Here is a 19,926-nt window from a genome sequence, read left to right as displayed (position 1 = left end):
GATACTGGGGTGCGGCGGAGAAAGCCCGGCAACGGCGCGGCTCCGCCATCGTTCGAACACGCCCCTGGCTCCCGAAAAGAATCGCTGGCCCTCACCGGAACTCTCTGCATGTCTTCGTCCCGTCCGACTTCCTGCCTTCCCGTCCTGACCCGTCACCTGCTGCCCGCCACGTTTGTGCTGGCCATACTGGCCGGGTGCGGCAGCAGCCATGACAAGAACGACACTGAACCGACACCGGAACCCACGCCGACGCCGACGCCCACCCCCAGTTCGCCCTATGTGGATGCCCGTGCCGGAGACGTCCTGAAGGTTCAGATCAAGGAGTTGCATCCGACCCAGCCGTCGGTTGGCTACGACCAGATCTATTACCACCTGGGTCGCAAACAGCCGGATCTGAACCGTTACCAGCCCACGGAAGCCGGCTACCTGGGCGACAGCGACGACGATAACTACTCACGCTATATCTATCGCACCGAGCGCAAGCGCATTGACGATTACTGTGCCGACAACGGACAAGGCGGTGTCGCCAGCTTCACACAGACCGGCACCCGCCTGATAGACAGCACGAGCTATACCTGCTCCCTGCCTGCGCCCACGCCCGACGCTGCCGCCGATATCCTGGCACAACTGAAAACCGTCGTGGTTGGCCCCGGCGGGACGCTGTACCTGACGGACGGCCACCATACCTTTACCACCCTCAAGGAACTGGCAGACGGCGGCGACGAATTGCCGGTATGGGTGCGTGTCGCGGCGAACTACAGCGGCGCGGAAACCCAGGCCAGCTTCTGGCAGCAAATGCAGGAAGCACGCTATGTCTGGCTGGAAGACCCGGATGGCAAGGCCATCACCCCTGAACAGTTGCCAAACCGCCTGGGCCTGGATACCTTGAGCGATGACAAATACCGCTCGCTGGTTTACCTGACGCGCGGCATGGGCTATGACAATAGCGACATGCCTGAATTCGCGGAGTTCTACTGGGGCAGCTGGCTGCGTGAAAACGGCCCGGATCTCTCGGCGTACAAGCTGAACGACCTGGCCCGTGCCCGCATCGAAGTCAAGAACGGTGTCGTCAGCGCCCGCAGCGGCGACAGCACCGACAGCTATGTGGCCGCCGTGCGCGATGCAGCGCTGGGCATGGTCGCGCTGGACGACAGCGCGCCGGTTTCTGGCGGTCGCCTGGCAGGTGATCTGGGCCGCATGAACCCGCCTGCTGCCGCCAAGGACTGGAACGATTTCATGGAAGAGGAAATCTGGCGCACGGACACCAACAACAGCGGCCGTTACCGTACGGCCGGCAAAGCCTGGTATGCCCTCAAGTACCGTGAATGCGGCGGCGCCGCCAACACCCAGCCGGAATGCTGGCTGAAACCCTGACACAGCGCCGCACCGCACGCACCTGGCCGAAGGACCGGGGCCGCAAGGCCCCACAGGGACCCCAAAAGCCCCCACAAGGGGCCCCAAGCCCGCAAGACCAGCAAGGCCTCGGGTTCAGGCCAGGTCGCCCAGCTGGCGGTGCAGATCCTCAATCTCCAGCAACCGCCCGCGCACCTCGGCAGGATAGACCGCTGCCATTTCCACCGCCAGAAAATGGATCAAGGCAAACGCTGCCAGGTGTGAATCGAACACGTGCAGCCTGGCGTTCGGGCAGCACAGTGTGATGGCCGCGCGGGGCACCAGATCTGACATGGCCGTATCGGTGATCAGCAACTGGCTGACTCGGCGCTTGGCCGCCGCCTCCATCAAGGGCAGCAATTGACTGGCACGCCGTCGGAAATCCACCACGACCAGCAGGTCTCCCGCCCGCAACTGGCTGAGTAACTCGCTGGGCCTGCCCGCGGCGTCGCCCAGCACAAACACATCCTGGCGCAGCTGCAGCCACAAGGCCTGCGCATAGCAGGCCAGCACATGACTGGCGCGCAAACCCAGCACAAACACCCTGGGCGCGCAAAAGAGCTGCTCAACCGCCTGAGCCAGCTGCCCAGGCAGCAGGCTATGCCGGAAGCTACCCAGCTGCTCCTGCTCCACCTCGATATAGCGATCCCAGGCGCGTTCGCGATACGAGTCCGGCCCCGCCTCCTGTGCACGTGCCGCTGCGGCGGCAGTACGGTCAAGCGGCGAATTGCCATCCTGGTCACGCGCCTGACGCCGGGCCTGCTGGAAGCCCTCATACCCAAGCTTCTGAAAAAAACGCGCTGCGCAAGCGCGTGACACTTGGGCCATTGCCGCCAGTTCCGCCGCCTGGAAACCCGCCATGGAAAAACCGGGTTGCATCAATACCCCCGCCAACCTGCGCTCGGACACCGACAGGCTGCGCCATTGATCCAGGATACGTCTGCGCAAGGATCCGGGCGCCCCGCCAGCTCCCCCATCCTGACCTGGCTGCCCACCTGTGCCCAGCCCTGTGTGATCCGTTATCTGCCCCATGCTTCTCTCCATTCCTGAAACGTGTTCATCATCCGAAAGCGCACCATGACAGTGCTTCGTCCCTATCAAGGCGGTGCGCAATGCACCGCCTTGGACCGCAACCCGGCAACCCCGCCCATGCTTTTTCTCCCTGTCTGGCAGGAAGGCGGCGCCTGCTGCTCTTGGAATTACCGTTTCACTCAATAGAGAAAATGGAAATTCCATTCCATTCATAAGCACGATGGATGCCAACTTTTTTCAGAAACTGGCACGATATTTGCTTTGGTACTGTCATCAGCGCTTCCTCCACACCGCTAACCGCAAGGAAATCTGCCATGACAGCCCGCCTCAAATCCCGGACCGCCGCCTTTCTCGCCACCTTGGCCGCCAGCTGCGCCATGCTCATGCCCTTGGGCAATGCCCATGCCGACGACTCCTTGAGCCGCGTGCTCGATAAGAAAAGCCTGGCCGTCGGCATCGCCGGGGACTTTCCTCCCTATGGCTTCATCGGCCCGGATTTCCAGCCTCAAGGCCTGGAAATCGACCTGGCCCGGTATATCGCCGACAAAATGGGGGTCCAAGCCGATCTGGTGACCGTGACCAACCCGAACCGGATCCCCTACCTGCAAACACGGAAAATCGACGTCATCATTTCCTCGCTGGGCAAAAATCCCGAGCGCGCCCAGGTGATAGATTTCGGTTCCTCCTATGCGCCCTTCTTCCAGGCGGTCTATGGCCCGGCCAACCTGAAGATCGAGACGATCGAGGATCTCGCCGACAAAAGCGCAGCCGTCACCCGCGGCACCATTCAGGACGATCTGATTACCCAGCTCGCGCCCAAGAGCCTGAAGATCCAGCGTTTCGAGGATGATGCCTCGACGGTGCAAGCGTTCGTTTCGGGCCAGAACCAATTGCTGGTCACTGGCGCCTCCATGGCCGATGTGGTGCTGAAGAAGAATCCGCAGCTCAATGCCGAATACAAGCTGCTGCTGAAAGATTCGCCATGTTTCATCGCCGTCCGCAAGGGTGAAGATGCCTTGCGCGAACAGCTCAATGCCATTCTGCTGGCGGCCAAGGAAGACGGCACGCTGGAAGCCCTGTCGCAAAAATGGCTGGGCCGCAGTACCGGCGAACTCCCGCTCTGATTCCCTCCTGCATGGCCGCTTTGCCACAGCGCCAGTCATGCCACCGGTCCCGGGCTGCCTGCAACGCAGGCAGCCCACTGCAAGGAAACCCGCACCATGCTTTCAGATTTCGTGCCCGTCCTCGCCCAATGGCCGCTACTGCTGAAGGGCCTGCTTCTCACCCTGATGCTGACCGCCATTGCCACGCCGCTGGGCGTGGCGACCGGCATCGCCTGCGGCTGGCTGCGCATCCATGGCAACGCACCGATACGGTTCTGTGTCGGCGCTTATCTGGAGTTGATGCGCAATACCCCTTTCATCATCCAGCTCTTCTTCATCTTTTTCGGCCTGCCGGCGCTGGGCCTGAAACTCGATACGACAACGGCATGTGTCCTGGCCATGAGCCTGAATCTTGGCGCCTACTGTACGGAAATCGTGCGTGCCGGCATTCAGGCCACCCCCAGAGGGCACATAGAGGCCGCAGAAAGCCTGGCGCTGAACCGCTGGCAGGTATTCATGCATGTCGTGCTGCCGCCGGCACTCAAACGGGTATGGCCCGCCCTGATCGGGCAGATCATCCTGGTCATGCTCGGCTCCGCTGTCTGCAGCCAGATTTCCATGGAAGAACTGACCTACAGCGCCAACCTGATCTCCAGCCGGACATTCCGCAACTTTGAAGCCTATATCCTGATCGCCGCGATCTACCTGCTGCTTGCCGTGCTGATGCGCCGCTTCCTGAACTGGCTGGGGCCGCGCTGGATCTTCGGCCGTTGACAAACAGAACTTCACAGGTGCCGCCATAATGATTGACTTCCCTTTCTCCGCCATTGCCTGGCAACTCCTGCTGGCATTGCGCTGGACGGTGCTGCTGTCGCTGCTTGCCTTTGTCGGCGGCGGTACGCTCGGCCTGCTGCTGCTTATCCTGCGGATCAGCGAACGTCCCTGGGCACGGCGCTGCATCCAGTTCTATGTGCAGATTTTCCAGGGCACCCCGCTACTGATGCAGCTGTTCCTGGTCTATTTCGGACTGCCGATGCTGGGGCTGGAGATGCCCGCCCTGCTGGCGGCAGGCATTTGCCTGACGCTCTACAGCAGCGCGTTCCTGTGTGAAATCTGGCGCGGTTGCGTGGAATCCATTCCGCGCGGCCAATGGGAGGCCTCCAGCAGCCTGGCCCTGAACCGTGGGGAACAGCTCCGCCACATCATCCTGCCGCAAGCCGCCCGCACCGCCATGGCACCCACTGCCGGCTTTCTGGTACAGGTCATCAAAGGCACCGCCCTGGCCTCTGTCATCGGGTTCGTTGAAATCACCAAGGCCGGGCAGATGATGGCCAATGTCACCCATCAACCCTTTCTGATCTACGGCTGCGTCGCCCTGCTCTACTTTGCCTTGTGCTACCCGATTTCGCTTTGGTCGCGCCACCTGGAAAACAGTATGCGCCGCCCTGCCACCCACCGCTGAAGCCCAGACCACAGGAGATGCTCATGCTTTCCACCGCCACGCCCCGTCCCGCCCCGGCTGCCATCGGTTCCTCCATCCCCCTGATCGCCATTAAAGACCTGCGCAAGCGTTATGGTGACAATGAGGTGCTGAAAGGCATAGATCTGGACATACACCGCCGCGAAGTGGTCACCATCATTGGCAAGAGCGGTTCGGGAAAAAGCACGCTGCTGCGCTGTATTAACGGCCTGGAGACCTTCCAGTCCGGCAGCCTGACCGTACACGGCCAGGCCTTGCGGCCACACGACGCCGCAGCCATGCGTGACATGCGCAAGAATGTGGGCATGATTTTCCAGAACTTCAACCTGTTCCCGCATCTGAGCATAGGCCGGAACATCATGCTGGCCCCCACCCTGGTGATGAACATGACACGCCAGGAAGCGCGCAGGCGCGCCGAAATCCTGCTGGAACGCGTCGGCCTGGCCGAGAAATTCGACCACATGCCCGAACAGCTCTCGGGTGGCCAGCAGCAGCGCGTGGCCATCGCTCGCGCGCTGGCAATGGAGCCGGAGGTGCTGCTCTGTGACGAAATCACATCGGCGCTGGACCCGGAGCTGGTGGGAGAAGTGCTGCGCGTCATTGAAAACCTGGCCGAGCAGGGCATGACCATCATCATGGTGACGCATGAAATGAACTTCGCCCGCAAGGTCAGCGACCGCATCATCTTCATGCATCAGGGGCGGGTTCACGAGGCTGGCGCACCGGAGCAGCTCTTCAACACCCCGCAGACGCCGGAACTGCACCAATTCCTCTTTGCCATGGCTTGACGCCTGGCCCCCGTCCCGCGCGCCAGGCACAGCTGGCATGCGGGACGGACTAACTACAGGAAGGCGCCAGCCTGATCCGCGCCATGGCGATCAGCTCTTCGATCACCGGCTCGGCCAGACGCTTGTCGATTGGCTTGCCGAGAATCACGAACTGCGTCGTCAGGAAACTGAGTACTGCATCAAACAATATGCCTGCCACCACCGCCTTGGGGGCGCCGGCGCGGATCTGTCCACGGCTTTCGTGAATATCGAACAGGCGCATGAACACGTCGAACCAGACCATCGGCCCGTGCTCATACCAGGTACGCCCGGCTTCGGGGAAACGCGTGGATCCGGCAATCACCAACCGGTAGAAAGCCACGTGGCGCGCATTGGCCACCACATTGACCAACTCCTGCAGGATCGTCCGCAAGCCATCTTCGAGGCTCACGCCCGACACATCAATGGCGCGCAGTTGGGCCAGGAATTCCGTACAGAGCTGTTCGATCACCGCGGAAAACAAGGCCTGCTTGCCGCCGAAATGATGATAGACCGAAGCCTTGGAACCGCCAGCCTGCTGCACGATGGCATCCAGGCTGGCGGCTGCATAGCCATGCTTGAGAAAATGTTCGCAGGCAGCCTGCAGCAATTGCTGCTGCCGTTGCCTGCCTCGCTCTGTCGCCGGCACTTTCTTATATTGGGAGGAGGCGGCGACAGAGGATTTCGGCATGGCTGGGTCAGATTCGCTTATGGCTTCTTGGGAAGCGCATAAGCTATCACGTAATCGCCGCGATCAGGCGATTGCCGCGCGCCGCCTGCTGCCACGACCACGAACTGGCGGCCGCTTTGGGGCGCAACGTAGCTGAGCGGCGTGGCCTGCCCACCTACCGGCATGCGGCCCTTCCACAGTTCCTCGCCGGTTGCGATATCCAGCGCACGCAGGTAGTAATCCTGGGTGCCGGCATAGAACACGAGCCCGGAAGCCGTGCTGACGCCGCCCCCCAGGGTCGGCATGCCCAGGGGCACGGGCAGACCGGCCTTGACGCCATTGACCACCACATCCTCGACCGTACCGGCCGGCGTCTGCCAGACCAGTTGACGGGTATTCAGATCCACGGCGGCAAATACGCCCCAAGGCGGCGCGTTGCAAGGAATGCCCAGCGGCGAGTTGAAGGCGGCATGGTCGATGACGAACGGCGTGCCGTGCATGGGATAGGTGCTGCCCACGCCATGGCCGGCCACCAGTTTGCTCTCATCAATCTCCGCATGCGGAATCAGCGTCACCACCTGGGGGATGCGGATGTCATTGAGGAACAGATAGCCACGGTCTTCGTCGATCGCTGCGCTGCCCCAGTTGAAGCCGCCGTAGTAACCGGGATACAGCAAGGTCGGCTTGGTCGAAGGTGCAGTGAACTCTCCTTCGTAGTTCAGCTCGCGGAAGGCAATACGGCATGCCAACTGGTCGAAGAAGGTTGCGCCCCACATATCGGCTTCGGTCAGCGGCTCGGTCCCTAGGGCCGGCATACCGACAGAATAGGGCTGGGTTGCAGCCACCCAGTCACCCGCCGCGACGGTCTGCGGCACCGGACGCTCTTCCACTTCTGCCAGCGGCGTGCCATCCCGGCGATCCAGCAGGAAAATCTGGCCGCGCTTGGTCAGCTGCACCAAGGCCGGCGTGACGCCCCCCTTGCCATCCGGAATGTCATACAAGGCCGGCTGCGCCGCAACGTCATAGTCCCAGATATCGTGATGCACCGTCTGGTATGTCCAGCGCTCGCGGCCAGTCAGGATATCCAGGGCCACCACGGCGGACGAGTGCTTCTCGGACGTTTCCGGGCGGTCGCCGCCCCAGAAATCCGGTTGCTGGTTGCCAGTCGGCAGATAGACCAGCCCCAAGGCTTCGTCAAAGGCTGGCGTGGACCAGACATTCGGCGTGGAGCGCGAATAGCTGCCGCCCTCCGGAGGCAGCTTGGTAATCTCGGGCTGCCCCATGTCCCAGGCCCACAGCAGTTCGCCGGAGTCCGCGCTGAAAGCACGGATCACGCCGGACGGCTCGTCCACGGAACGGCCGTCAAACGTCCAGCCGCCGATAATGATCATGTTGCGCACGATGGTCGGCGCGGAGGTCAGGTAGTACCAGAGCACATTGTCATAATCGACCTTGCCCATGCCAACCGTGAGATCCACCGCACCGTTCTGGCCGAAGTCTTCGCACAATTCGCCGGTCTCGGCGTCCATCTGCAGCAGGCGGGCATCTATCGTGGTCATCACGATGCGGCTGGCGCAGCTGCGCTTGCCGTCAGCCGGCTGGCTGCCGTCGGCCACAGCGGGGTGTGCCGCTTTCCAGGCGATATCCTCGGCGAAGGCATAAGGCTGCTCAACCTTGGCAGGCTCGTAGTAACCCAGGCCCCGGCAACGATTCCAGGTTTTGCGGTCTTCCACCTTGGGATCGAACTTCCAGCGCTCCTGACCGGTTTCCGCATCCAGGGCGATGACCTTGTTGAGCGGCGTGCAGACGTACACCGTATCATCTACCTGCAGCGGCGTATTCTGGAATTCCGAAGCGCCCTCGGCGATTTCGCCCGTCCGGTAGGTCCAGGCCACTTCCAACTGATCAACATTCTCCGGATTGATCTGGTCGAAAGGCGCAAAACGCGTTCCCGCCGGGGTCCGGCCATAATGCTGCCAATCACCACCGGCCTGCGCCGTGGCGGAATTGCGCAGCACCTTGGGCGCCGCAGCCGCCTGGATCACGCCATGCGGCTGGAAGACCGCCACGCCGCCGGCGACCAGGCCCAGGCCCAAGACACCCGCCAGGATGTGCGGCCCTCGGCGCGAACGCACCCCAGGCAATTGCGGCAGCAACAAGGCCAGCACAAACGCCAGCACCAGGAACGGCGCCAGGCGCGGCACCAGCATCCAGAAATTCAAACCGACTTCGGCCAGTGCCCACACCACCGTGGCCACGGCAACCAGTCCGAACAACCAGGCTCCCACGACCCGGCGCGCTGCTAGCAAACCACCGGCCAGCAACAGGCCCACGCCTGCCAAGATGTAATACCAGGAACCGCCCAAGGCGGCGAGCCGGATACCCCCCGCCGCCAGCACCAGGCCGATGACGGCCAGGACGGCACCGAACAGGACCAGCGGCCAGCGCCGCTGTTTAGGGCCGGTATCCGGATCAGCTTTAGCTGTTGTCATATTCAAGATCACCATTGAAAAGGGAAACGTCGCAAGGACTCAAGGGCACCATGCCCTTCCCCCATAAGCACTGCAAAAATATCGTCTGCCAAGGCCGGGCTACGGCAAGCCACCAGGCACCCGGACTCATCCATCGCCATACAAGCATCGTGGGATAAGCAGTGCCTTTACGCCGTTTGCCAGCCCGTCATCCGCCCTGGCATTCCTTGAGCAATGGCCAGCATTACCAGGCCATTGCACGAGAGAAATGGCTTGCTGACCCTGCAGAAAGTCCTGTACTGTACCGTACAGTACTATTAATTGTCATTCAGAACCCATGATGCGGTGCGACATGTTCCGGCCTCCTGCCACACGGAGGGCCTTGGCCTCGACCCTGCCTTGCGGCATGCTAGCGAGAACCCGCCCGTCCACCCGGTCCATCCCATTTTGATCAGGAGCCTCACCATGGATTCACAGCCTCAGATTGTTCTGAATGATCAGCGCAGCATTCCGCAACTCGGCCTGGGCGTCTGGCAGACGCCGGATGAACAAGCCGGACCTGCCGTCGAAGCAGCCCTGGCCGCCGGCTACCGCCATATCGACACGGCAGCCGTCTATGAAAACGAAACCGGCGTTGGTGCCGGTATTCGCGCCGCCGGGCTGCCGCGCCGGCAACTGTTCATCACCACCAAACTCTGGAACACCGAGCAGGGCTACGACACCACGCTCAAGGCCTTCGACGCCAGCCTGGCGCGCCTGGGGCTGGACGATATCGACCTCTACCTGATCCACTGGCCCTCGCCCGCTCGCGGCCTGTATCTGGAAAGCTGGCGCGCCTTGCGCCGCCTGCATGAAGAAGGCCGGGCACGCTCGATCGGCGTTTCCAATTTCACCGCCGAACATCTGGAACGGCTTATCCAGGACAGTGGCGTCGTTCCCGTCCTGAACCAGGTGGAACTCCATCCCCGCTTCCAGCAACGTGAGCTGCGCGCTTTCCATGCCCGGCACGGTATCGCCACGCAATCCTGGAGTCCGCTGGGCCAAGGCACGCTGCTCACGCACCCGGTTGTCACGGCAGTCGCGCAAAAGCATCGCCGGACACCGGCCCAGGTCATCATTCGCTGGCACCTGGATCAAGGCCTGATCACCATCCCGAAATCCGTCACGCCCAGCCGCATCGCAGAAAACTTCAATGTGTTCTCGTTCCGCCTGGACGCCAGCGACCTCGCTGCCTTCGATGCGCTGGATGCGGCTGATGGCCGTATCGGCCCGGACCCCCTCACGGCGGCGTTCTGACATGAGCGCCTCCTCCCCCATGGATTACCTGCCCGAAACCTTGAGCGCCCTGGAAGCCGGGCAACTGCCCGGCGCCGTCGTTCTGGATTTCGGTACCAACTGGTGCGGCTATTGCCAGGCTGCCCGCCCTGCCACGGACGCCGCCCTGGCTGCCTTCGCCTCCATCCGGCATATCCGCATCGAGGACGGCAAGGGCCGACCGCTGGGCCGTGCTTTCGGCATCAAGCTCTGGCCCACGCTGGTGTTGCTGCGCAATGGCCAGGAGGTCGCCCGGCTGGTGCGCCCGGACAGCCAGGCACGCATAGAGCAGGCCTTGCAAATCCTGCGGCCCTGAACCTGTTTTTCCACCCCTGTTGTTGATCCCGATGTCCAGGCATATTTACGCTGTATTGACGTTCCTCCCTCTGCTCGCTGTCCCGGCCCTGCAAACCGCCCAGGCGGCGCCGGCAGCGCCATCGTCCGGCGCCGATGGCCCGTCAGAGGTATCCGTGCTGCCTGCCATCGAAGTGATCAGCACCCTCGGGCCGCGCGCCCTGATCGACGTGCCGGCCTCCATCAGCCAGGTGGACGAAGCCGGCCTGTTCGCCGGCCGGCCGGCGCTCAAGCTGACTGAAGGACTGGCCAGCGTCCCCGGCATCCAGGTGCAGGACCGCAACAATTCCGCCCAGGATCTGCAAATATCCATACGCGGCTTCGGTGCGCGTTCTACCTTCGGTGTGCGCGGGATACGCATTTATGTCGATGGCATCCCCGCCACCATGCCGGACGGCCAGGCCCAGCTATCCAATATCGACCTGAGTTCAGCCAGCACGATAGAAGTCCTGCGCGGACCCTACTCCGCGCTCCATGGCAATTCCTCGGGCGGCGTATTAATGGTGGAAACTGCCAGGGGCAGCGGCCCGCTGCGCCCTGCCCTCAGCCTGACCACCGGCAGCAACGGACTGCGCCGCTACGGCCTGCAGGCCGGCGGCGCCACGGGCGCAGCGACCGGCCTGAGCCACTACACGCTGAGCGCCAGCCGCCAGACCCTCGATGGCTGGCGCGATCACAGCGCCATGAGCAAGAATCAGGGCAATGCCCGCCTGGATTTCTCGCTGGCTGACGACAGCAGCCTGAGCCTGCTTGCCAACTACGCCCTGATCCACGCGGACGACCCACTCGGGCTGAGCGCCGAAGACATGGCCAACAACCCGCGTGGCGTCACAGCCAATGCCCGCACCTTCAATACCCGCAAAAGTACGCGGCAGTCCCAGATCGGCCTGCGCTACGAGAAATCCTTGAGCCCGGATACGCAGCTGCAGGCCACGGTCTATACCGGCGAACGGCAGACCATCCAGTATCAGGCGATTCCTCCCGCAGCGCAAAAACCGGCCTCCCATGCCGGCGGCGTCATCGACCTGAAACGGAATTTCTCGGGTATCGACCTGCGCGCCACCCACACCACCCGATTGCTTGGGCAAGCCCTGACCGTCACGGCAGGAGGCGCCTACGATCACATGCGCGAAGACCGGCGCGGCTACGAGAACTTCCAGGGCAGCGCCGCCGCCCCTGTCGATTTCGGTACCCGGGGCGCGCTGCGCCGCAAGGAACGCAATACCTTGCGCGATAACGATCTCTACCTGCAGGCCGGCTGGGACATCAGTGAACACTGGTTGCTGGAAGGCGGCCTGCGCCGCAGTGAAGTCCGCTTCCGTTCCCGCGACCAATACCTGAACAATGGCGATGACAGTGGCAAAACCTCTTTCAGCGCCTGGCTGCCGGTCTTTGCCGCCCGCTATGCGCTGGGGAACGACAGCAGCCTGTATGCCTCTTTCGGACGCGGTTTCGAAACCCCGACCTTCAATGAGCTGTCCTATCGTCCGGACGGCACCGGCGGCCTGAACCTGGCACTGCAGCCCTCCACCAGCCGCAACTATGAAATCGGCGCCAAAACCGGCAGCCTTGGCGGCCTGCTGACTGCCGCCCTGTTCCGCATCGACACGCGCGACGAAATCGTCAGCGCCGGCAGCAGCGGCGGCCGGGCCACCTTCCGCAATGCCGGCAAAACCCGGCGCAATGGCGTGGAACTCTCCTGGCAGGCCGAGCTGATGCAGGATCTGCAATTCACCCTGAGCTATACCTATCTGGATGCGGAATTCCGCCAGGCCACGCCTGGCAGCGAAGGCAAACGCATCCCTGGCGTGGCGCGCCACAATGGCTATGCCGGCTTGCGCTGGATGCCCGAGCATGGCTGGCAAGCCGGCGCGGAATGGCGCGCCATGGGCAATATCCAGGCCAACACGGCCAACAGCGCCCAGGCGCCAGGCTATGCCGTCACCGCACTCTATACCGGCTATCGCATGAACTACGCTGCCTGGGATCTGGACTTGCTGGCGCGCGTCGATAATCTGTTCGACAAGCGTTATGTCGGCTCGGTGATCGTCAACGAAAGCAACAGCCGCTACTACGAACCGGCCGCCGGCCGAAACTGGACGTTCATGTTCAACGCAGGCTATCGCTTCAATTGAACAGGCAGGGCGCCCTGGCGCCCTGCTTGTCCTGCCGCTGATAAATGGATAGCGGGAGACACCAGCGATGTGGCGTCACCACGGGCCATCAGTCTTTCAGCGCTTCGTCCAACAAGGTATTGACCAATTCATTGATGGGTACGCCATCCGCCTCGGCCTTGGCCCGCAATGCGTCGATCAGCGGCTGGCGCAGCTTGACCGGAAACGGCACCAGCCCGGCAGCCTGATCCAGGCGCCGCTGTTCGCGGCGATCCGGCACGGCAGCGCCGGCATAGCGTCCAGGCGGCAACGCCGCCTGCATTTTGCCCATGAGTTTCAGGGCCTTATTTTTCTCTAGATCGGTTTTTTTCATCGAAGATCCGCAAAAGTGGCGCCTTCGCCACCGGCGCAATGTAGCGCAAGGCCGAACCCGCGCCAAGCAAATAAAAACATCCTGCCGCACTGGCCGGGGCCAGCCGGCGCACGCGCTTGCTCCCGGTGGCAGGAATGAGACAATCCAGGCCTTGTCTTCTGGAAGCCCGCTCTCGCCATGATCACCCTGCACCCCGCCGACGCAACCATGTTGCCTGAGTTGCAAGCCATCGAACGGTCTGCCGCGCAGGCCTTCCTGCAAGTACCGGATTTAGGCTGGCTGGCCGAGAGCGACCCGATGCCTGCCGAACGCCATCTCGAATTCATACGTTTGGGTACGGAGTGGGTCGCCCAGGACGGCAGCGGGCAGACAAGCGGGTTTCTGTGCGCCGAACCGGTCGGTCAGGCCCTGCATATCTGGGAGCTCTCGGTCGGCCTCGGGCATCAGGGCCAGGGGCTGGGGCGCGCGCTCCTGCAACACGCAATTCAGTATGCCCGTGCGCATGGTTTGAGGGAAGTGACCCTGACAACGTTCCGCGATGTGCCCTGGAATGCCCCGTTCTATGCCCGGCTGGGCTTCCAGGTGCTGCCCGCCAAGCCGCAGGATGATCGCCTCGCCGGCATTCTGCAGGACGAAATCGCGCATGGCCTGCCGGCCGGACGGCGCTGCGCCATGCAGCTGGCGCTACGCTGAAGCCCTGTCAGCCACGGCCCGGCGGCTGACAGCACCGTTACTACAGGGACTCAGGCGGCCGTTCTGGCGGTATCCTGCCGGTTGCCCGTACTGGCAATCGGCACAACCATGGGCGTATGCGTCACCGGGTCATCAATGACCACGGCGCTCAGGCCGAAAACCTCCTCGACCACGGCAGGCGTCACGACCTCGCGCGGATGTCCCACCGCGACAATCCGCCCGGCCTTCATGGCAATGATGTGATCGGCGTAGCGCGCCGCCTGGTTCAAATCGTGCAGCACCATGACCAGCGTCCGGCCTTCTTCACGATTGAGGCGCTGGCACAGATCCAGCACCTCGATCTGATGCGCGATATCCAGATAGGTCGTCGGCTCATCGAGCAGCATGATGGGCGTATCCTGCGCCAGCACCATCGCCAGCCAGACCCGCTGCCGCTGGCCGCCGGACAATTCATCAACGGCACGCTCCGCCAGCATTTCCACATGTGCGGCGGCCATGGCCTTGCCGACGGCGGCTTCGTCTTCCTGCGACCACTGCTGCAACATGGTCTGATGCGGAAAGCGGCCACGCGCCACCAGATCCGCCACGCAGATGCCCGAGGGCGCCACGGCGCTTTGTGGCAACAGGCCGAGCAGGCGCGCCACGGCCTTGGGCGCGTAGCTGCGTATATCCTTGCCATGCAGCAATACCTGGCCGCTGACCGGCACCAGCAGGCGCGACAAGGCGCGCAGCAGCGTGGACTTGCCGCAGGCATTCGGGCCGACGATCACCGTGACTTTGCTGGCCGGAATCTCGACCGTCAGGTTTTCCGCGATCAGGCGGGACTCATAGCGCAGGGTCAGGTTTTCTCCCCGCAGCGGCGATGCGGTCGATATACCGGCGCCTGGATGTGTGCTCATAGTGTCATATCCTGCCGGACCAGACGCCGCGCAGCCGGTCCATCATAATGAAAAACATTACAATTATAGATACTGCAAGCGCCTGCCGTCCGGCAGGCTGACCGACACCCTGTCCGGAGTATCAATGCGCACGACGAGATCCCTTGCCGCGTACGGCCTCATGCTGATGGCCTTGCTCATGCTGCTGGCCCGGCCCGCCCTGGCGGAAACCCCGGCGGCCAGCGCGGCACAAGGCTGGCCCCGCGAATTCAAGAACGCCGACGGCAGTATCACGCATATTCCGGCTCCCCCCAAGCGCATTCTTTCGACCTCGCCCACCATCACCGGCACACTGCTGGCCATAGATGCCCCGGTCGTAGCCAGCGCGACCGCAGCGAATGGAAAGTTCTTTGAACAATGGGCCAAGGTCGCCGAATCCCGCAAACTCGAACAGGCCTGGCCGGCCGGGCGCGTGGATCTGGAGGCTGCCTATGCCTATGCGCCCGACCTGATTGTCGTCGCAACCAGCGGCGCCGATTCGGCGCTGGAACATATCGCCAGCCTGCGCCAGATCGCCCCCACCATCGTGCTCGACTACGGCCGCCGTTCCTGGCAGGAACTGGCCCGTCAGCTGGCGGAAGCCACCGGCCTGGAAACCGAGGCCGAAGCCAGGATCGCCGACTTCGATGCCCTGGTGGCCCAGGCACGCGACAAAATCCAACTGCCGGCCGGGCAGGCCAATATCATCAGCTACAACGGCGCCGTCATGGAAAACCCGCTCGGAACCCGCACTGGCGCCCACGGCAGGCTGCTGCAAGCGCTGGGCTTCGACATCGAAGCCCCCGACCCCGCCTGGCAAAGCAATGCCGACGTCAACCATGATTTCATCTGGGCGCCCTACGAAAAACTGCCCCAGCTCAAGGCGGAAACCACCTTCCTGCTGCGCGTCGGCGATGAGCGCCGCGATGCCTTCCTGAAAGACCCGGTGCTGGCCAATCTCCCCTCGGTCAAGTCCGGCCAGGTGTACGGGCTGGGTGCGAACTCCTTCCGCATCGACTATTACAGCGCCACGGAAATCGTCAACGACATGGTGAAACGGTTTGCCAAGTAACAGGCACTTTCTGCGCCAGCGCCAAAGGCGCAACGGGCTGCTGCTGGGCGGCGTCGTGCTGCTGCTGTGCTGCGTCGCGAGCCTGTCCGTCGGCACGCAGATGCTCTCGCCCGGCCTGGCCTGGGATGCCGTCTTCCATCTGGACCCCAGCCAGAACGATCAGCTCATCATGCTGCATCTGCGCATTCCGCGTACCTTGCTGGCCATTCTGACCGGCTGCGCGCTGGGTGTGGCCGGCGTCATCATGCAGGCGCTCACCCGCAACCCGCTGGCCGACCCTGGCATCCTCGGCGTGAACTCAGGCGCCGCCGCCGCCATTGCGCTGTGCATCGCCGTGCTGGGCATCGAAGATATCTCCGTCTATATGTGGTTCGGCCTGCTGGGCGCTGCCCTGGCTGGCGCCGCCGTCTATTTGCTGGGCGGTGTGCGCCACGGCGTCAACCCGGTGCGCCTGGTGCTCGCCGGCGCGGCCCTGACCTTCGTGCTGATGGCCATCACCCAGATCATCACCGTCAACAGCACGGATGAAGCCTTCAACCAGTTCCGCCACTGGGCCGCCGGCTCCCTGCAAGGCCGGGGCTACGGCATTCTGGCGCCCACGGCGCTGCTGATCATCCTGGGCCTGGGCATTGCCATGACCCTGGGCAAATCGCTGGACATTGCCGCCCTGGGCCATGACCTCAGCCATGCCCTGGGCGCAGCCACCGGACGCATCTGGATTCTGTCTTCGGCTGCCGTCATCGTTCTGGCCGGCGCGGCGACGGCCGCTGTCGGCCCCATCAGCTTCATCGGCCTGACTGCTCCCCATCTGGCGCGCTTTGTCATCGGGCCCGATCACCGCTGGCTGCTGCCCTACGCCATGTTGTTTTCCGCCATCCTGATACTGGCAGCCGATATCCTGGGGCGTCTGATCGCGCCGCCTGGCGAAGTCAGCGTCGGCATCATGATCGCATTGATCGGTGGCCCCTTCTTTGTGGCGCTGGTGCGCCGGCGCAAGATCGCTCAGCTATGAATGCTCACGCCTCCTCCGCTGCTGCGCCGTCCCGCAGCACCCTCAGCACCCCGGTCTGGCGGCCTGGCCGCGCTTCTTTCATTCTGCAGCCCAGGCTCATTGCCATCACCTGCCTGTTGCTGCTGCTGACCCTCGCCTGCGCCGCCTTTGCCATCAGCAGCGGCCGCATCTCCCTGTCGCTGGGGCAGGTCGTGAATATTCTACTGGGCCATGGCGACGGCGGCATCGGTGAACGCATCGTCCTGAACATCCGTCTGCCACGTGTCCTGACCGCCATTTTCGCCGGTGCAGCGCTCGGCATTTCCGGCGCCGTCTTCCAGTCGGTGTCCCGCAACGCCCTGGGTTCACCGGATGTGATCGGTTTCACTACCGGCGCGGCCACAGGCGCGCTGATGCAGATCATCGTCTTTGACCAGGGCAGCCTGGCTGTCGCCCTGTCCGCCGTGATAGGCGGCATGGTCACGGCAGTCATCGTCTATCTGCTGTCGGTCCGCAATGGCGCCGTCGGCGGCTACCGGCTGGTGCTGGTAGGCATCGGCGTGGGTGCCATTTTCAATGCGCTCAATGGCCTGATGCTGGTCAAGGGCAAGCTCGATAACGCCATCATGGCCAACCTCTGGCTCGCAGGCTCGCTCGATGCCCGCACCTGGCAGCATGTGCTGCCCGTCATGATAGGCACGCTGGTCCTGATCCCGCCCATTCTCTGGTCGGCCCGCACCCTGCACATGACGGAAATGGGTGACGACCTGGCCTGCCAGCTGGGCATACGGGTCGAACGCACGCGCCTGTTCATGATTGCCTATGCCGTCATTCTGGCCGCGCTGGCCACCGGTGCGGCCGGCCCGATCGCATTTGTCGCCCTGGCCGCGCCCCAGCTCGCGCAACGGCTGACACGCGCCCGCCACCTGCCCGTCATCAGCGCCGCCGCCATGGGCGCGCTGCTGCTGGTCATCGCCGACCTGCTGATCCAGCATGTCCCCCTGGCCATGACCATTCCTATCGGACGGATGACAGGCATCGTCGGCGGTATTTATCTGCTCTGGCTGCTGACGCGCTCGCGACAGGTCTGAGCCCCTGCCGGCCAGCCCCCCGCCGCGTCCAAGGCAGCAGGCGGGTTCAGCCAAACAGACAGGGCCTGCCCCGGCAAGGGCAGGCCCTGATCATCAAGGCAATCGGAACACCGAACGCCTATTTCGCTGCCTGACGCGCCGCTTCGTCGTAATCGGCCATGACCTGATTCATGAATTCGGCACGGGTCACTTTGCCATCACGATTGACATCCATCACAGCAAACTGCTCGTCCGTCACGCTGGCAGGCAATTCGGCGCGTTCCAGCACGCCATTCTTATTGGCATCCAGTCGCGTGAAAGATGCCTCCATGAACTCCTGATACTCCTGCCGGCTGACATCCCCGCTTTTGTCCTTATCGAGCTGCTGCATCTGTTCCGGCGACAACTTCAGGCCTGGCGTCGCGGGCTGCGCCTGGGCCGACATACCGGCCAGCAACAACACGCCTGCCAGGGAACTCAAGACGATACGCTTCATAGGATAGTCCTCCTCATTGAACATGCCTGCCAACGCTGCCGGACCTGCCCGGCACGTTTCCGATCATAGATCGGGTACCTGGACACATTAGCACAGCCACGCCATGCAACGGTTTCATTGTTTTACCGAACCCCAAGGGCAGCGGGCGGGTGGTGTCCGCCCCGCCGACAGGCCGTAAACCAGCTATAGTCCGGATAACAACTTCCTGCCGGCGCCAGCGGCCCTGCCGCCACGTACCCGGCTCCCTTACCGGCTGTCCCAAGGAGCCCGCCATGAAAACCGTTACGCCACGCATGACCAACCTGTTTCTACAACTGGGCCTGGATGCCAGCGAACCGGCCATTGCCGACTTCATCGGCAAACATCAACTGCCCTCCAGCAAGCATCTGGTCGATGCCCCCTTCTGGAACGAAGGCCAGCGCCAGTTCCTGTCGGAACAATACAAGTCGGATGGCGACTGGGCCATCATCATCGACCAGCTGAACGAATCGCTGCACGAAGACTCCATCAAGCGCCAGACCGGGCTGTAATTCCCGTCGGCCAGGCAATCCTGAGCCCATCAACGCCAAGGGGCGGGCCGTACAAACGGCCCGCCCCTTGGCGTTCAAAACACCTGCGCTGTCGGCTTCAAGCCAGCATGCGGGTACGCAGACGATCCTGCGTGGCGTCATCCAACCCGATACCGCGCCCCAGATAGCCGGCCACCGTACCGAAATCCTGTCGCAGCTGATCCAGCCCGGCCTGCAGGAAACTCTCGCGCACGCTCAAGGCGGGCAAGATGGCTTCCGCTGCGGCCTTACCGTACTGCTCGGCCACTGCTGCATAATTCTGCTCGATGAATGCCGTCATGCGCTGATTGGTCAGCAGGTAATCATGCATCACATCCTCCTGCGCGACCCCGGCCTGCAATTGCAGCAAGGCCGTCACCCAGCCCGTCCTGTCCTTGCCACCGGTACAGTGATACAGCTGCGCATCCTCGCCCTCGGCCAGGGCGGTGAACAATTCGCCCAACCGCTTGCGCATGCCGGCCTGCGTCACCATCTGCCGTTGCAAATTCTCCATGGCTGCCACGGTCTCTGCGGCGGAGGACAAGGTACCGAACGTTACCTGATCCTCATCGAGGATATTGATCTGCACGTAAGCAGCGCCTGCCGGCAGCTGGTCAGGCTGACGCGCCACTTCCGCGGGCGTACGCAAATCATAGACTGCGCGCAGGCCCAGGCCATTGAGCTGGTCGATCTTGCCATCCGCCGGCGCCAGCACATTGGAACGATAGAACACGCCACGGCGCAAGCGATGCCCGCCCGCAGCCACATAGGTACTGGCAGCATCCACGCCAGCGACATCACGAAGATTATCCACAAAGCCACCCAGAGAAAAAGAAGAAGGTAACACAGTCGCCCGGCTCTTGAGGATACTGGCGCATCCCTGGGAATTGCGGACGGATTCCGCTTTCCCGCAATAGAAAAAATGGCCCTGGCTCATTCGGCGGCCAGCCGCCATACCAGTACTTCCAATTCAGCCTCTGCAAAAATGAACAAAATATTCACCAGGTAAACCATTCACTCGCCAGTGAAC

General features: G+C 63.0%; 21 protein-coding genes. 13 read left to right on the top strand and 8 right to left on the bottom strand.

Features of this window, described 5'->3' with window-relative positions; translation table 11 throughout:
• The first annotated feature begins 108 nt into the window (after positions 1-108).
• Positions 109-1,374, top strand: coding sequence for a ParB/Srx family N-terminal domain-containing protein (locus ACNA1V_RS10250; protein WP_415833523.1), 1,266 nt, complete (start codon positions 109-111; stop codon positions 1,372-1,374).
• Positions 1,375-1,488: 114 nt separating this feature from the next.
• Here the strand turns inward: ACNA1V_RS10250 and ACNA1V_RS10245 are convergent, their stop codons facing one another.
• Together ACNA1V_RS10245 and ACNA1V_RS10240 are read right to left on the bottom strand one after the other, a co-directional pair.
• A complete protein-coding gene (locus ACNA1V_RS10245; protein WP_415833522.1) occupies positions 1,489-2,340 on the bottom strand; it encodes a MurR/RpiR family transcriptional regulator in 852 nt (283 codons plus the stop codon).
• 259 nt (positions 2,341-2,599) lie between these two features.
• Positions 2,600-2,740 (bottom strand): hypothetical protein, encoded by a 141-nt coding sequence (locus ACNA1V_RS10240; RefSeq protein ID WP_415833521.1) that lies wholly within the window; start codon positions 2,738-2,740, stop codon positions 2,600-2,602.
• Between ACNA1V_RS10240 and ACNA1V_RS10235 the strand changes: the two genes are divergently transcribed.
• From ACNA1V_RS10235 to ACNA1V_RS10220, 4 genes are all read left to right on the top strand, one after another.
• Positions 2,739-3,548 carry a transporter substrate-binding domain-containing protein gene (locus ACNA1V_RS10235; RefSeq protein ID WP_415833520.1) on the top strand — a complete coding sequence of 270 codons (810 nt, stop codon included), beginning with the start codon at positions 2,739-2,741 and terminating at the stop codon, positions 3,546-3,548. The two genes, ACNA1V_RS10240 and ACNA1V_RS10235, sit on opposite strands and share 2 nt — an antisense overlap.
• Before the next feature lie 96 nt (positions 3,549-3,644).
• Positions 3,645-4,301 (top strand): amino acid ABC transporter permease, encoded by a 657-nt coding sequence (locus ACNA1V_RS10230; RefSeq protein ID WP_415833519.1) that lies wholly within the window; start codon positions 3,645-3,647, stop codon positions 4,299-4,301.
• Between the two features lie 28 nt (positions 4,302-4,329).
• A complete protein-coding gene (locus tag ACNA1V_RS10225) occupies positions 4,330-4,989 on the top strand; it encodes an amino acid ABC transporter permease (RefSeq protein WP_415833518.1) in 660 nt (219 codons plus the stop codon).
• 23 nt (positions 4,990-5,012) lie between these two features.
• The gene (locus tag ACNA1V_RS10220) at positions 5,013-5,795 is read left to right on the top strand and encodes an amino acid ABC transporter ATP-binding protein (protein WP_415833517.1); all 783 of its coding nucleotides are present in this window, start codon (positions 5,013-5,015) and stop codon (positions 5,793-5,795) included.
• Between the two features lie 49 nt (positions 5,796-5,844).
• Here ACNA1V_RS10220 and ACNA1V_RS10215 read toward each other — a convergent pair whose 3' ends face one another.
• Positions 5,845-6,504, bottom strand: coding sequence for a TetR/AcrR family transcriptional regulator (locus ACNA1V_RS10215; protein WP_415833516.1), 660 nt, complete (start codon positions 6,502-6,504; stop codon positions 5,845-5,847).
• Positions 6,505-6,521: 17 nt separating this feature from the next.
• Complete coding sequence (locus tag ACNA1V_RS10210) at positions 6,522-8,975, bottom strand: membrane-bound PQQ-dependent dehydrogenase, glucose/quinate/shikimate family (RefSeq protein WP_415833515.1); 2,454 nt, start codon at positions 8,973-8,975, stop codon at positions 6,522-6,524.
• Positions 8,976-9,419: 444 nt separating this feature from the next.
• Between ACNA1V_RS10210 and ACNA1V_RS10205 the strand changes: the two genes are divergently transcribed.
• From ACNA1V_RS10205 to ACNA1V_RS10195, 3 genes are all read left to right on the top strand, one after another.
• Entirely contained in the window at positions 9,420-10,250 is an 831-nt protein-coding gene (locus tag ACNA1V_RS10205; RefSeq protein ID WP_415833514.1) for an aldo/keto reductase, read from the top strand.
• A 1-nt stretch (position 10,251) separates the two neighbouring features.
• Positions 10,252-10,584 (top strand): thioredoxin family protein, encoded by a 333-nt coding sequence (locus ACNA1V_RS10200; RefSeq protein ID WP_415833513.1) that lies wholly within the window; start codon positions 10,252-10,254, stop codon positions 10,582-10,584.
• 88 nt (positions 10,585-10,672) lie between these two features.
• The gene (locus ACNA1V_RS10195) at positions 10,673-12,757 is read left to right on the top strand and encodes a TonB-dependent receptor family protein (protein ID WP_462937405.1); all 2,085 of its coding nucleotides are present in this window, start codon (positions 10,673-10,675) and stop codon (positions 12,755-12,757) included.
• Between the two features lie 88 nt (positions 12,758-12,845).
• On the opposite strand, the gene ACNA1V_RS10190 is transcribed toward ACNA1V_RS10195, so the two are convergent.
• Positions 12,846-13,109, bottom strand: a complete 264-nt coding sequence (locus ACNA1V_RS10190) for a hypothetical protein (RefSeq protein ID WP_415833512.1) — start codon at positions 13,107-13,109, stop codon at positions 12,846-12,848.
• 177 nt (positions 13,110-13,286) lie between these two features.
• On the opposite strand from ACNA1V_RS10190, the gene ACNA1V_RS10185 reads away from it, so the two are divergent.
• A complete protein-coding gene (locus ACNA1V_RS10185; RefSeq protein ID WP_415833511.1) occupies positions 13,287-13,802 on the top strand; it encodes a GNAT family N-acetyltransferase in 516 nt (171 codons plus the stop codon).
• 50 nt (positions 13,803-13,852) lie between these two features.
• Here ACNA1V_RS10185 and ACNA1V_RS10180 read toward each other — a convergent pair whose 3' ends face one another.
• Positions 13,853-14,701: an ABC transporter ATP-binding protein gene (locus ACNA1V_RS10180; RefSeq protein WP_415833510.1), complete on the bottom strand. Its 849-nt coding sequence runs from the start codon at positions 14,699-14,701 to the stop codon at positions 13,853-13,855.
• 124 nt (positions 14,702-14,825) lie between these two features.
• Between ACNA1V_RS10180 and fepB the strand changes: the two genes are divergently transcribed.
• Genes fepB through ACNA1V_RS10165 form a run of 3 tightly spaced genes read left to right on the top strand, consistent with a single transcriptional unit; the run spans position 14,826 to position 17,873 of the window.
• Positions 14,826-15,791, top strand: coding sequence for a Fe2+-enterobactin ABC transporter substrate-binding protein (fepB, locus tag ACNA1V_RS10175; RefSeq protein WP_415833509.1), 966 nt, complete (start codon positions 14,826-14,828; stop codon positions 15,789-15,791).
• The gene (locus tag ACNA1V_RS10170) at positions 15,781-16,803 is read left to right on the top strand and encodes a FecCD family ABC transporter permease (RefSeq protein ID WP_415833508.1); all 1,023 of its coding nucleotides are present in this window, start codon (positions 15,781-15,783) and stop codon (positions 16,801-16,803) included. The genes fepB and ACNA1V_RS10170 overlap by 11 nt, the downstream gene beginning before the upstream one ends.
• On the top strand, positions 16,800-17,873 hold the full coding sequence (locus ACNA1V_RS10165) for a FecCD family ABC transporter permease (protein WP_415833507.1): 1,074 nt from the start codon (positions 16,800-16,802) through the stop codon (positions 17,871-17,873). Before ACNA1V_RS10170 ends, ACNA1V_RS10165 begins: the two co-directional genes overlap by 4 nt.
• A 118-nt stretch (positions 17,874-17,991) precedes the next feature.
• Here the strand turns inward: ACNA1V_RS10165 and ACNA1V_RS10160 are convergent, their stop codons facing one another.
• Positions 17,992-18,348 carry an EF-hand domain-containing protein gene (locus ACNA1V_RS10160; protein ID WP_415833506.1) on the bottom strand — a complete coding sequence of 119 codons (357 nt, stop codon included), beginning with the start codon at positions 18,346-18,348 and terminating at the stop codon, positions 17,992-17,994.
• A gap of 272 nt (positions 18,349-18,620) precedes the next feature.
• Between ACNA1V_RS10160 and ACNA1V_RS10155 the strand changes: the two genes are divergently transcribed.
• Positions 18,621-18,878: a DUF2789 domain-containing protein gene (locus ACNA1V_RS10155; protein WP_415833505.1), complete on the top strand. Its 258-nt coding sequence runs from the start codon at positions 18,621-18,623 to the stop codon at positions 18,876-18,878.
• A gap of 97 nt (positions 18,879-18,975) precedes the next feature.
• Here ACNA1V_RS10155 and ACNA1V_RS10150 read toward each other — a convergent pair whose 3' ends face one another.
• Positions 18,976-19,710, bottom strand: coding sequence for a tyrosine-protein phosphatase (locus ACNA1V_RS10150; RefSeq protein ID WP_415833504.1), 735 nt, complete (start codon positions 19,708-19,710; stop codon positions 18,976-18,978).
• Between the last annotated feature and the right edge of the window lie 216 nt (positions 19,711-19,926).

Source organism: Kerstersia similis, assembly GCF_965139615.1.
GTDB lineage: Bacteria > Pseudomonadota > Gammaproteobacteria > Burkholderiales > Burkholderiaceae_B > Kerstersia > Kerstersia similis.
This window is presented reverse-complemented; position numbering and strand designations above follow the sequence as displayed.

Excerpts from the sequence above, each read along its gene's own strand:
- ACNA1V_RS10250 (WP_415833523.1), top strand. The coding sequence starts at position 109 with ATGTCTTCGTCCCGTCCGACTTCCTGCCTTCCCGTCCTGACCCGTCAC.
- ACNA1V_RS10235 (WP_415833520.1), top strand. The coding sequence starts at position 2,739 with ATGACAGCCCGCCTCAAATCCCGGACCGCCGCCTTTCTCGCCACCTTG.
- ACNA1V_RS10240 (WP_415833521.1), bottom strand. The coding sequence starts at position 2,740 with ATGGCAGATTTCCTTGCGGTTAGCGGTGTGGAGGAAGCGCTGATGACA.
- ACNA1V_RS10230 (WP_415833519.1), top strand. The coding sequence starts at position 3,645 with ATGCTTTCAGATTTCGTGCCCGTCCTCGCCCAATGGCCGCTACTGCTG.
- ACNA1V_RS10225 (WP_415833518.1), top strand. The coding sequence starts at position 4,330 with ATGATTGACTTCCCTTTCTCCGCCATTGCCTGGCAACTCCTGCTGGCA.
- ACNA1V_RS10220 (WP_415833517.1), top strand. The coding sequence starts at position 5,013 with ATGCTTTCCACCGCCACGCCCCGTCCCGCCCCGGCTGCCATCGGTTCC.
- ACNA1V_RS10215 (WP_415833516.1), bottom strand. The coding sequence starts at position 6,504 with ATGCCGAAATCCTCTGTCGCCGCCTCCTCCCAATATAAGAAAGTGCCG.
- ACNA1V_RS10210 (WP_415833515.1), bottom strand. The coding sequence starts at position 8,975 with ATGACAACAGCTAAAGCTGATCCGGATACCGGCCCTAAACAGCGGCGC.
- ACNA1V_RS10205 (WP_415833514.1), top strand. The coding sequence starts at position 9,420 with ATGGATTCACAGCCTCAGATTGTTCTGAATGATCAGCGCAGCATTCCG.
- ACNA1V_RS10200 (WP_415833513.1), top strand. The coding sequence starts at position 10,252 with ATGAGCGCCTCCTCCCCCATGGATTACCTGCCCGAAACCTTGAGCGCC.
- ACNA1V_RS10190 (WP_415833512.1), bottom strand. The coding sequence starts at position 13,109 with ATGAAAAAAACCGATCTAGAGAAAAATAAGGCCCTGAAACTCATGGGC.
- ACNA1V_RS10185 (WP_415833511.1), top strand. The coding sequence starts at position 13,287 with ATGATCACCCTGCACCCCGCCGACGCAACCATGTTGCCTGAGTTGCAA.
- ACNA1V_RS10180 (WP_415833510.1), bottom strand. The coding sequence starts at position 14,701 with ATGAGCACACATCCAGGCGCCGGTATATCGACCGCATCGCCGCTGCGG.
- fepB (WP_415833509.1), top strand. The coding sequence starts at position 14,826 with ATGCGCACGACGAGATCCCTTGCCGCGTACGGCCTCATGCTGATGGCC.
- ACNA1V_RS10165 (WP_415833507.1), top strand. The coding sequence starts at position 16,800 with ATGAATGCTCACGCCTCCTCCGCTGCTGCGCCGTCCCGCAGCACCCTC.
- ACNA1V_RS10160 (WP_415833506.1), bottom strand. The coding sequence starts at position 18,348 with ATGAAGCGTATCGTCTTGAGTTCCCTGGCAGGCGTGTTGTTGCTGGCC.
- ACNA1V_RS10155 (WP_415833505.1), top strand. The coding sequence starts at position 18,621 with ATGAAAACCGTTACGCCACGCATGACCAACCTGTTTCTACAACTGGGC.